Origin of the sequence: Enterococcus innesii, from assembly GCF_022846515.1 — a bacterium.
Classification (GTDB): domain Bacteria; phylum Bacillota; class Bacilli; order Lactobacillales; family Enterococcaceae; genus Enterococcus_D; species Enterococcus_D innesii.
The window spans coordinates 3,296,256-3,307,759 of record NZ_AP025635.1 but is presented as its reverse complement, the minus strand read 5'-3'; the positions used below and the strand labels follow the sequence as shown (position 1 = coordinate 3,307,759).

Below are 11,504 nucleotides of genomic sequence, written 5' to 3'. Positions count from 1 at the left end.
ATTCGCCATTTTCTCGTCCACGTTTCTAATAAAAAAACAAACAGCCGGATCATCCCAACAAAGGAACTTCCTTTTGATGGAATGAAGCTGTTTGTTGATTTATGATTAAACATACAAAAAATCCGTTCCCTATTCTTCTGCTGTTAAGGAAAACTGACGAACCGTCTCCGACAACGCTTCCACTAAGAAAAGGCAAGGAATTTGTGTCGTCAAATCTTCATATTTGTTGATGCGTTTTACATCAACCGAATAGTCCAAGACGTAATCGGACATCCGTCCCAAGGTGCTGTTGGCATCACTGGTGATCGCTACCGTGGTGAAGTCAGGATTGTTACGAAAGCCATTGACCACTTCAATGATCTCAGTGGTCGTTCCTGTAATTGAAAGGACTACGATCATATTGTCTGAAGTATGTTTCAGCTTCGCAAAGATTGGATAGGTATTATCCACCAAAGCATAACTATTAAATCCGATCGTAGCAAAACGGCGAGCAGCATATTCACACATTGAACCTGACGCACCGATGCCATAAAATATAATATTCTCACATACCAGCATTCTTTCAGCGATTCGCCGGATTTTTCCTTCGATGTCTCGCGGGAAGCGTTCCGGATCCAAAACGGTCATACTGCTAAAAAAACTGACCGCCTCTAACTCAGGTGCTTTGAACTGGGTACGAAATTCTGTAAAGCTCTCATACCCTAATTTACGGATAAAGCGCATAACAGAAGAAGCTGAGGTGTGGGATTCAAGCGCGATCTCACGGACCCGCATATAGGGAATCTTATCACTTTGGCTCGACATATAATGATAAATCGCACGATCGGTCTCTGATAACTCATTGAAATCGATTTTTCCAAAAAAAGACATAGTAAACGCTCCTATTTTCTCATTCTCCTATCAATGTACCACAAGCTAGCAAAAACATCACAACTGTTTCACAAGAAATAATTCCATCGGTTGTTCAAATCCGGGAGAATTCAAAAGCAAACCGCCGGCATCTTGATACCCTAATTTTCGATAGAAATGCTGGGCATTTTCATCGACTTGTGTGGACGTCATACAAAGAGCATGCCCTGCTTCTTTTTGCTGTTGTTCCCAGTGATCGACCAAACACTTCCCAAATCCCCTACCTTGATGGGATTCGGCGATTACTAGCATCGTACAAAAAGGAATCGTATCCCAGAAAAAATTATAGCGTAACAACCCAATTGGCTGTCCATTATCGATCAAGACATAAGCCGTTTGTTCAGCTACCTTTTTGAAGAATCGTTCCTTTGGCAAATGGGTATCCAATGAAAGCCAGAAGTCTTCATCTGTTGCTACCGCCAGTCGAATCGCAATCATGATTTTTACTCCTTTTCTTTGTTATTCTGCATTTTATCTCTGAGGAAGCCGTTTGTTTTAGTCGCTTACCTTCCCTCGGTAGTCCGAAAGCAAGGTAAGAAAGGCATCGCCATATTTATCCAATTTGTTTTGCCCGACACCTTTGATCTGTAAAAATTCGATTGGTGTTTTTGGTTGCACTTCTGCTAATTCTCGCAGGGTCTTATCAGAAAAGACGACATACGGTGGCAAGTTTTGTTCTTGTGCGAGATTCAATCGTAAGGTGCGCAGTTGATCGAACAGTTCATCATCAACCACTAACTGTTTGACTTTGGTTTGTTTTCGATAAACTTTCGCTTTTCCAAGCAATACATCGATACCGGCATTTGTCACACTTAGCAATGGGTATTGCCCTTCGGACGGCAAAAGGTACCCGGAGGCTGTCAAGTAATCGATCAGCTGATTGACTTCCTTTTGGGACCAATCTTTCATTAATCCATAAGTCGGTAATTTTTCAAAGCCCCACTGTTTGACTTTTTGATCGCCTGAGCCAGTCAGCACTTTCCCCACCAAGGCTTTCCCGAAGCGTTCGCCCATTCGTTTCACACATGACAACACTTTTTGTGTATCCACGGTGATATCCACTTGTTCTCTTTCATCGAGACAATTGCTGCAACGACCGCAATCGGGTCCATCTTCTCCGAAATAACGCAAAATATAGCGTTGCAAACACAGCTGAGTATGTCCGTATTGGCTCATCTCCCGCAACTTCAAGTATTCGTTTTGGCGATAAAGAATATCTGATTCGGATTGATCGATAAAAAATTGCTGAATCTGCATGTCTTGCGGAGCATAAAGTAAGATCGCATCACTGGGTTCGCCGTCTCGTCCGGCACGCCCGGCTTCTTGATAATAAGACTCCAAATTTCCAGGTATCTGGGCATGGATCACAAAGCGGACGTTGCTTTTGTTGATTCCCATCCCGAATGCATTGGTCGCTACCATCACTTGCAGGCGGTCATAAAGAAATTCTTCTTGGAAAAAGGAGCGCTCTTCTTCTGAAAGTCCGCCATGGTAATACCCGACAGAAACATGTTCATGTTTCAACAGCTGATAGATCCGTTCCACTTCTTTGCGGGTGCTGGCATAAATGATACCTGATTGTCCTTGATTCATTTTCAAATACGTCGTAATGTAGGTATCTTTTTGATCTTTGACAACTTGAAAAGCTAAATTTTCCCGAGCAAACCCGGTCTTGACTTGATTTTCAGCAGGAATTGAAAGTAAGTTTTCAATGTCTTCGGCAACTTTAGGTGTAGCTGTCGCCGTAAGGGCAACAATCGTTGGCTTTTGCTCCCAGTTTTCGATCGTTTCGGCGAGTCGCAGATAGCTCGGGCGAAAATCATGGCCCCATTGGGAAATGCAGTGGGCTTCATCAACGGCCAATAAAGCGATCGGCATCTGCCGCAATGAGTAGCGGAAAGATTCTGAGTCTAAGCGTTCTGGCGAAACATACAGCAGTTTGATCCGCCCTTGGCGTGCTTCTTGCAAGCGCTGGTTGATTTGTGCCCCTGTCAAGGAAGAATTGATATAAGCTGCTGGGATCCCCATATCAACGAGGCTATCTACTTGGTCTTTCATTAATGAAATCAAAGGGGAGATGACCAAGGTCACTCCATCCAACAAAAGCGCTGGCAATTGATAACAAATGGATTTCCCTCCACCTGTGGGCATGATCCCCAAAACATTTTGTTGTGTTAAAATAGATTGAATAATCGTCTCTTGACCTTCACGAAACTGTGAATAGCCAAAATGTTCTTTTAAGACTGTTTGAATAGTTTGCATAATACCCTCTTTTCCATTTCCTTATTATACGCAATTAAGTACGCAAAGAAAACGGCATTAAGAGAACTTTCGCTTTTTATTCGCTTTTCAATGAAATCAACCAAAGGAGTCTTCTACTATGAAAAAAGTTGTGATTATCGGCGGTGGGATCATCGGTTTGACCCTCGCCAATTATCTTGATAAAACCAAACTTGACGTGACTGTCATTGATTCCCTCATCGGTCAAGCAACATCTGCCAGCGCTGGCATCATTTCCCCTTGGCTATCGAAACGCCGCAATAAAAAATGGTACCAGTTAGCACAAGACGGCGCCGCTTTCTTCCCGAAATTGGTACGGGATTTTGCTTTAGATGAATCCATCTATGCCCCCTGTGGCACTTTGGTGGTGCGACCAGAAAAGGCGCTTCAAGAACTGGCAGAATTAGCTGAAAATCGACGTAAAGCGGCACCAGAAATCGGCGAAATCGACTTACTGACGGGCCCACAAACCAAAGAGGCATTGCCGTTACTAAAAGAAATGCCGTCTTTACGAATCACAGGCGGTGGCCGCTTAGATGGTCAGGCTTATCTTGCCCACTTAAAAGCAAACGCTCAGCAGCAGCAAGTGACTTTTATTGAAGAAAAAGCTGAGGTCGTCAGAAACAACAACCATTGGCAAATCAAAACCAAGGATCACTTTCTTGAAACCGAGATTCTTTGCCTGACAGCTGGACCGGGATTGCTAGACTTATTATCACCTTTAGGTTATCAGGTCGATATCCGTCCACAAAAAGGCCAGTTGCTTTCCTTTGCCACCAACCTGCCGACAAACAGTTGGCCGGTCGCCATGCTAGAGGGTGAAGGTGACTTGATTCCCTTCTCTAATGGTCAAATTTTACTAGGAGCCACCCATGAAAACGATGCGGGTTGGGATTTAACGCCTACGGAAGCTGCCAAACAGCAATTGATGACAGGAATCGGTGCTTTTCTTGAAGACCCCGAAGCACTCTTTGCGACGCCAATGACTATGCGGGTCGGCACACGTGCTTACACCTCTGATTTTGCACCTTTCTTTGGGGAAGTGCCTGATGAAGCAAATTTGTTCGCCGCCAGTGGACTTGGTTCTTCTGGGTTAACGACCGGGCCTTATATTGGTTATCTGCTAGCCAATCGGATTAATAATACGCACACTCAACCAACAGATTTCTCAAGTTACACCAAACCGATGACAGAATATATCAAGAAACGCCTTTGACAGGAAACTGCTAAAAAACCACCAGAATCGTTACGGTCTGGTGGTTTTGTTGTTTGATTCTTATAAAATTACGGACAATTTCTAGCTACTAGCTAAACATATTCTCCAGTTTCCCAATAATCGAGTAAGACTTCATTGATAATCTCACGATCCAGTGGTTCTCGCATATCATCATCAAAGGCATCTTCGATCGGGACATCGCCAACAGCTTTGATACAAACCGGAACGACGGGATCTGGGTGATCTTCTGCGGTCAACACTTTTTCAATTTTAATTTTATGCGTCCAATCTGCCCCCATATCATAAATGTAGGTCATGGACTTACAGTATTGAAAATCTTGGTCAATACCGGACGCATCGGTTGGAACGGAATTGCCTAAGCCGATCGATTTCGAACCGGCAATAAACAAGTACAAATGTTGATTCATCCACTCAAAGGCAATCTGGATCAACATATGCAACTGCTCATAGGTCACTCCTGCAGGAATGATCAAACGACGCCAAATTGGCGGACGGTATCCTTCTAAATCAATACGGACTTGATAGGCGACCGGCGTATCCGCCGTGTCATCAAAAGCCGTATGTTTCGTTGGAAACGGGACGATTTTTGGCGAGATTGTAGCAATACGCGGGTCATCAATGGGCAATAGTTCATGTTCTTCAGGATCGGTGTCTTGAATCATCGCTAACATCGCTTCTTTCTTTTCAGCTGACCAAAACTGGGGTTTGGACATCCGTGCGAAAAAGATAGGTTGTTTTTCAGCCAATACAAAGGCGATTTCTTGGTATTGTGATTTGGTGATATGCTTTTCTTTATACATGCAGTAATAAAAGTCTTCAATGGCTGTTTTGGCAAACGGAAGAAAATTTAAACTGTACGGTACTTCTTGAGGCAGCATTTCGGTATACACCGATTCGACAAAGACTTTGTCTTTTAATTTAGTCATGCCACCATCTGTTTCCGCGCAAAAGATCAAGTAAAAAACAGGATCTAAGTAGTGTTCAAGATCGTCGTCACTAACCACACTTGGTCCGCCATACAAATCAACGTGATCCATCATGCGGTCAATCACTTTCGCTAATTTCTTCAATGTTTTTTCCAAAAAAATTCTCGCTCCTTCCTATCAAGTTTACTTTGACGAAAAGAGCGAGGATTGTCAATCTTTTTTTTAATGGGAGAGCATTTCCTGTGCAATTTCTAATCCGCTCATCCCCGTTGGATAATAGGTCGGCCAATGTTCCATTTCCTCTAGTAACGCTTCATGACTCTCGTTACCAAAGTAGATATGGAAATGATGGGATGCGCCAGGAGCGATCATATGGTCACTAAATTGGATATATTTGAATGCCGCATCTTCATCGGTGCTTTCAAATAAGAAGCGTACACCACGATTGCCAGCTGAGTAGTTCAAGATCTCTTTGCCAGAATACACATAATTTGCTTCTTTCTCGGTACCATCATCGAAAATAAATGTCATTGTGTTGTCTGTGATCTTGATCTGAGCGACATCTGTTTGATAACCAGTCGTGTAATATTCTTTGTATTCGTCAGCCGTCATTTTCTTGTCCATTTTTGCTTTATAATCAAACACTTGGTCCAGTGTTCCGTCTTGTAAAAATGGATAAACGGATTGCCAATCTCCTGCCCAGTCAGATAAAGCACGGTCTTTTACGTCGGCATCCTCAAAATAGCCGTTATAAACTGTTTTTTCTTTTTCAGCTTCAGCCATTTCTTTGTCATTTGCAACATCGGTGGTTTTTCTCAAAGCATCACGGTTTTGTTCCATAATCGAAATGTAGTCTTCCCCGTTGTCCATCTGTTCTTGGGTCAACCCTTCTAATGGATTCAAAACAGCCAATTCGACGCCTGCTTCTGACGCTAACGTTCGGGCAATGCTGTCTTTGGCGTTTTCTTCAAAATAGATCGTTTGAATGCCTGTTTCTTGGACGAACTCTTTTAGTTCTGCGATTCGTGAAGCGGAAGGCTCTTCACTTGGTGAAAGACCTGAGATTGGCACTTGCGTTAGCCCATACTCCAAAGCTAAATAACCAAAAGCAGCGTGTTGGGTCACGAAATGATTTTGCGCTGGATTGCTGAACGCTTCTTCATATGATTCATGGAGGTCTTGTAACTGTGCCAAATAATTCGCCGCATTTTCAGCAAAGGCTGCCGCTTTCGCTGGATAAGCCTCACTCAGCTGGTCACGGATCGCCTCTACTTGTTTCATGGCTAAGCTTGGGGCTAACCAGACATGGGGATCTAATTCATGAGAATGACCATCATCGCCATGATCATGGTCATGATCGTGGTCGTGATCATCGTCACCGGGTAACAGGACCATTCCTTCGGTGGCTTTGACCACTGTCACGTCTCCATCATTTAATGTGGCTTCAATCGAAGGAACCCACATTTCCATATTTTCATTGTTGTAGACAAAGACATCCGCATCTTGGATCTTTGCCATGTCCTTTGCAGAAGGTTCATAATCGTGGGAATCAGTGCCCGCGGGCATCAATAATTCAACCTTCCCTTCATCCCCTACAACTTGACGAGTAAAATCATACATCGGATAAAACGTAGCCATGACCTGAATTTGTTCATTCTCAGATGATGCGTTTCCTGATTGCTCGGTCGCATCAGATCCTCCTTGTCCACAAGCAGCCAAAGTCAGGGCCACAGCAGATAACATAGTTATTTTAAAAAACTTCTTCATTTTTGAAAATACACTCCTTTTTATTTTCCTCTTTTTCTTCCCTTTGGAAAAACGTTGATAAATCAATTACGATTTACAAAAACAAAACGTAACGTTTACGTTTTACCATCGGTTTTATACTTTACACAACTATTTGAATCCTGTCAACTTCTTTTTTAGATGTTTTTTTATATGTAAAAACCTTCATATGTACCACTGCTGATATCACGGAAGGATCGCTAAGTAACTCCTTTGATTCGTCGGAATCGAGCGATTTGCAAAAGTCACTATCTATTGTCCTTTGTCGCCTCCTATGCTACACTCGAGGGGTAATTGAATAGAAGATTATCCACTAGGGGCGCTTTATGCTGAGATAGACGTATGTCTGGTCCCTTAGAACCTGATTTGGTTAGTACCAACGTAGGGAAGTGGCAGCGCATGATTTTTCGCGTTCCCATTTTTTCTGTCTACGTGTGGATAGAAAAAGGAGGAACGCTTTTTTTGTAGACAGAAAAACAATCGAGAGGAGAAGAGAAAAATGTCAAATAAACCAATCGTCTGTGCAAAAGATGGAATCGATATCACGGGGTGCCGGGTGAGCTTGTACCCAATGAAAGACCATTTCGCGCAACAAATTTTAACAAGTATCGAAAAAACGAATACGAGTGCTGTTTGGCAGCAAACCGACCTGTTTAGCACCCTTTTTCGTGGGGAAGCGCCCAGTGTCCTAGACGCAGCAGCAGCGCTATTTATCAACGCCTACGAATCCAAGACACACCTCGTGGGTGAGTTTACCTTTTCCAAGGGCTGCCCCGGGGACACTGCAGGGGACACGTTTTTGAATGGCGAACAGGTGCAACCCAATAAAGGAAAGAACCTTGCGAATGGTGACTTTTTGGTTGATTGCAAATATTCGTTTTATGTATTTGGCGAAAATCATTATATGGAAGAAATCGCCACGATCGTCCAGCTGGCAGAAACTCATGGCTTGAGCCCTCGTTCCGCTCACTATGTGACGATGCTGACGGGATCAGCAAGTCAACTCTTTGCTTATTTTGAAGCCGCATTAGCTTATGCCCATGACCATCTTCCCCACTATGTTCTGGAAGCGACGGTTTCAGTCAATAGCCCTTCAAAAAAGGAGGCGATGCCACATGACTAAGTGGGCGTTGAAAGATGTCATCATGGTAGGAATTGCTTCGCTGATTTTTGGCGTGATCTATCTTGGGGCTGTCCATTTCGGATTGCTATTAGGGACACTTCTAACCCCCTTTGGTTTATCTGTCTTAGCCAATGAGTTTATCTTTGGTGTTTGGTTCATGGCGGCAGCTTTTGCCGGATATGTGCTACGTAAGCCGGGGGCAGCTACGATCACTGAAATGATTGCGGCTCTTTTAGAAGTGTTTATGGGGAATTTTTATGGACCTATTATTTTTATTAGTGGTTTTGTACAAGGGATTGGAACCGAGGCCGGCTTTGCATTAGGCCGCTACCGCCGCTATGGCTGGTTTCCTTTAGTTACTGGAGCCGTGGGCGCCACGATCACGAGTTTTCTTTGGGGAATTCTTCGATCAAATTTCGTTGACTTGCAATGGCAGTTGCTGTTGGCGATCTTTCTTATTCGCTTGCTTTCTTCGTTGTTCTTTTCAGCCTTTTTGGTGAAGATCGTCTGTGACCATCTGGCACGAATGGGAGTCCTCAACAGTTACCCTATCGCTAACGATCAAACGATCACCGTCCAACGGGAAATCGTATGAGTCTGTTAGTAAAAAACGGCTGTTTTTTGGTGGATCAAAAGCGACTTGAATTGACTCTGTCTTTGGCCCCTGGTGAAACAAAGGGAATTTATGGTGCTTCAGGATCAGGGAAAAGCACCCTTTTCTATCTTTTAGCAGGACTCAACGAGAAAGGTTTTGAGGGAGGAACATATACGATTGACGGCCAAACGATGAGCCAACTCTCCATCGGGGAAAGAAGCACGTCCGTCAGCTTATTGTTTCAAAATCCTGATATGCAGTTTTGTATGGCAACACCTCGAGAAGAGCTGCTTTTCTGTTTAGAGAATCAATGTATTCCCCAAGAAGACATGCCAAACAAAGTGGCTGACGCTTTGGCATTTTGCGAGATCACTCATCTTGCAGATCAACCTTTCACGACCTTGTCTGGGGGTGAAAAACAGTTAGCCGCATTGGCTTGCTGTTTGATCCTAGAAAGCCAATACTTGCTTTTGGATGAGCCCTTTGCGAATTTGGATACGGACACCAGCAAAAAAGTCATCCGAAAACTGCAGCACATTCAACAAAAGAAAGCCATTGGTATTTTATTGATCGACCATCAAATCAAAGAGACTGCTAACTGGGTCGATGAGTGGCTATTGATTGAAGAAGATTTCAGAACGATCGATCAAGCAGCGATCCGTGACCTTGATCACCACATGCGAAAGACACTGCCGCTTGCAAAAAACAAGTCGTCTTCTAACAAAAAACGGCTATCTTTTCAGCAATTCCGATTACCGATCCGCAACCATGAGATTGTTTTTCCCAATTTTGCATTTGATGGAGGCACACTGATTGGGATCACTGGACGCAGCGGCAGTGGCAAATCTTCGTTTTTAAAAGCTATTTTGCAGCAGCATGCCTACAAAGGGGATGTTCTCTTGGCAGGTAAACCAATCAAGAAGCATCCGTCACCTTTTCGCTCCATCAGTTGGATCATGCAAAATCCGCAAGACCAATTTTTGGCTGCCACCGTTGCCCAAGAGCTTAGCCAAGGTAGCGCGCCGACCAAGAGCGAAAAGCTACTAGCAAAATTGCGCCTGCAAAATAAGAGCACTCAGTCACCTTTTCGACTGAGTCAAGGACAGCAACGGCGCTTGGCTGTTGCCTCTTTACTGCAACGCCCGGTCGACCTGCTGCTCGTGGACGAACCGACCTATGGTCAAGATATCAAACAAGCTTGGCAGATCATGCAGCTATTAGCCGAAAAAGCAACCACTGGCACGTTAGTTTTGATCGTTAGCCATGATATCTTGTTATTGCAACAGTTCTGCTCCCAAATCATTGATTTTAATCTTTATGAAAAGGAGGATGCTGATGCGCACGCTAAATCCAACAGTCAAATTATTCGCCATTTTAGGGCTCGCCTTACTGGTTTCTTTTCAAAATAATTTCAGATTAAACCTGCTACTTTCGGTCCTGTTCTTTGGTATTACTGTAAACGAACGCTCCTTGAAAAAAAGTCTTTTGCTCTTTTCTGCATTGACACTGGCAGCTACAGGGGTCTTTTTCACTGGACTCCTTTATTACCAATGCAATCAAGGCGGTCCCTCCTCTACAGCAGCTATTCGCTATGGTCTTGATATGGCAAGCCGTATCTATTGCTTTGGCATTCTAGGAAGCTCCTTCAGTGTATCCACCACGATCAATGAATTGATTTATTCACTGCAGCAACAGCTGCGTCTGCCTGCCGTTTTTGCCTACGGTCTACTGGCTGCGTTTCAAATTGCTCCCATTATTCCAGCAGAGTATCAGAATATCCGTAATAGCATGCGTTCCAGAGGAATCTCGGTCAATCCGTTTTCATTTAAAATGCTGATCCCTTTATTGGTCAAATCGATTCGTTGGTCTGAATTATTGGCGACTGCCATGCTTTCAAGAGGTTTTGACAGCGAAGCCAAGCGAACTTACGCAAACACCTTTCGCGTCACTTTCATGGATGCACTATTTCTATCCTTATGCCTGGTAATGGGACTGGGGGGGACACTCATCCTATAATCAAAAAAAGAGAAAAAGACAAAGAAACCCTGATGTTTCTTTGTCTTTATATATATATTAAGAAGTGATCGTCTTTTTTACTGAACCAGATTTTATTTGATAAAACGTGACGAACAAGGTCGTTGCTAAAATATACAAGGCGAAAAGCAGATACATGTTTTTAAACAGCTGGATCGTCGTTTGATTCAACCAAGCCCCAACTTTTGGGATATAAAAAATCGGCTGGCCAATCACTTGGCTTTTTTGAATTTCTTTGGGCTCCATCTGGTTTTGATTGTCACCAATGGTGTACAGTACTGATTGGTTTTCCGCAACCGCAACGATTCGCCGGGTCCGCATTTGTCTACCTTGATCGACATAATACGTTACTTCGTTGCCAACCACTAAATTATCTTCTGAAGCATTTTTAACAAAAAGCAGCGTTCCTTTAGAGTATGTCGGTTCCATTGCATCACTCGTAACAATAGCCATTGTGAAACCAAATGCATGCGGTATTACAACAGTTAGGACAGATAGCAGCATGAACATCAGAACAAAAAGTGAGAGCATGATACTTTGTTTTGGAAAAAGCTTCATTCTTTCCTCTCCTTCTAAACCTCAGTTTACTTTATGATTCTATAACATAATTCTTTT

11 protein-coding genes and 1 riboswitch are annotated in these 11,504 nt (G+C 43.4%); of the genes, 5 read left to right on the top strand and 6 right to left on the bottom strand.

The window, feature by feature from the left end:
• Nucleotides 1–129: 129 nt before the first annotated feature.
• From ENLAB_RS15455 to recQ, 3 genes are read right to left on the bottom strand one after another with little or no spacing between them, the layout of a single operon-like run.
• Nucleotides 130–870, bottom strand: coding sequence for a MurR/RpiR family transcriptional regulator (locus ENLAB_RS15455; protein ID WP_081118493.1), 741 nt, complete (start codon nt 868–870; stop codon nt 130–132).
• Nucleotides 871–927: 57 nt separating this feature from the next.
• On the bottom strand, nt 928–1,347 hold the full coding sequence (locus ENLAB_RS15450; RefSeq protein WP_140965544.1) for a GNAT family N-acetyltransferase: 420 nt from the start codon (nt 1,345–1,347) through the stop codon (nt 928–930).
• Nucleotides 1,348–1,404: 57 nt separating this feature from the next.
• Nucleotides 1,405–3,171, bottom strand: a complete 1,767-nt coding sequence (gene recQ / locus ENLAB_RS15445) for a DNA helicase RecQ (protein WP_077453851.1) — start codon at nt 3,169–3,171, stop codon at nt 1,405–1,407.
• Nucleotides 3,172–3,289: 118 nt separating this feature from the next.
• On the opposite strand from recQ, the gene ENLAB_RS15440 reads away from it, so the two are divergent.
• Complete coding sequence (locus ENLAB_RS15440; RefSeq protein WP_244351904.1) at nt 3,290–4,405, top strand: NAD(P)/FAD-dependent oxidoreductase; 1,116 nt, start codon at nt 3,290–3,292, stop codon at nt 4,403–4,405.
• Nucleotides 4,406–4,497: 92 nt separating this feature from the next.
• Here ENLAB_RS15440 and ENLAB_RS15435 read toward each other — a convergent pair whose 3' ends face one another.
• Together ENLAB_RS15435 and ENLAB_RS15430 are read right to left on the bottom strand one after the other, a co-directional pair.
• A complete protein-coding gene (locus ENLAB_RS15435) occupies nt 4,498–5,508 on the bottom strand; it encodes a plasmid pRiA4b ORF-3 family protein (protein WP_077453853.1) in 1,011 nt (336 codons plus the stop codon).
• Between the two features lie 66 nt (nt 5,509–5,574).
• Nucleotides 5,575–7,119: a metal ABC transporter substrate-binding protein gene (locus tag ENLAB_RS15430; RefSeq protein WP_077453854.1), complete on the bottom strand. Its 1,545-nt coding sequence runs from the start codon at nt 7,117–7,119 to the stop codon at nt 5,575–5,577.
• 323 nt (nt 7,120–7,442) lie between these two features.
• Nucleotides 7,443–7,542, top strand: a riboswitch (TPP riboswitch).
• A gap of 94 nt (nt 7,543–7,636) precedes the next feature.
• Between ENLAB_RS15430 and ENLAB_RS15425 the strand changes: the two genes are divergently transcribed.
• Genes ENLAB_RS15425 through ENLAB_RS15410 form a run of 4 tightly spaced genes read left to right on the top strand, consistent with a single transcriptional unit; the run spans nt 7,637 to nt 10,871 of the window.
• The gene (locus ENLAB_RS15425; RefSeq protein ID WP_077453855.1) at nt 7,637–8,260 is read left to right on the top strand and encodes a YkoF family thiamine/hydroxymethylpyrimidine-binding protein; all 624 of its coding nucleotides are present in this window, start codon (nt 7,637–7,639) and stop codon (nt 8,258–8,260) included.
• Nucleotides 8,253–8,855 (top strand): ECF transporter S component, encoded by a 603-nt coding sequence (locus ENLAB_RS15420; RefSeq protein WP_077453856.1) that lies wholly within the window; start codon nt 8,253–8,255, stop codon nt 8,853–8,855. The genes ENLAB_RS15425 and ENLAB_RS15420 overlap by 8 nt, the downstream gene beginning before the upstream one ends.
• Nucleotides 8,852–10,264 (top strand): ABC transporter ATP-binding protein, encoded by a 1,413-nt coding sequence (locus tag ENLAB_RS15415; RefSeq protein ID WP_244351903.1) that lies wholly within the window; start codon nt 8,852–8,854, stop codon nt 10,262–10,264. The genes ENLAB_RS15420 and ENLAB_RS15415 overlap by 4 nt, the downstream gene beginning before the upstream one ends.
• Nucleotides 10,191–10,871, top strand: coding sequence for an energy-coupling factor transporter transmembrane component T (locus ENLAB_RS15410; protein WP_244351901.1), 681 nt, complete (start codon nt 10,191–10,193; stop codon nt 10,869–10,871). The genes ENLAB_RS15415 and ENLAB_RS15410 overlap by 74 nt, the downstream gene beginning before the upstream one ends.
• Before the next feature lie 57 nt (nt 10,872–10,928).
• Here ENLAB_RS15410 and ENLAB_RS15405 read toward each other — a convergent pair whose 3' ends face one another.
• Nucleotides 10,929–11,447 carry a signal peptidase I gene (locus tag ENLAB_RS15405; protein ID WP_077453859.1) on the bottom strand — a complete coding sequence of 173 codons (519 nt, stop codon included), beginning with the start codon at nt 11,445–11,447 and terminating at the stop codon, nt 10,929–10,931.
• Nucleotides 11,448–11,504 lie beyond the last annotated feature (57 nt).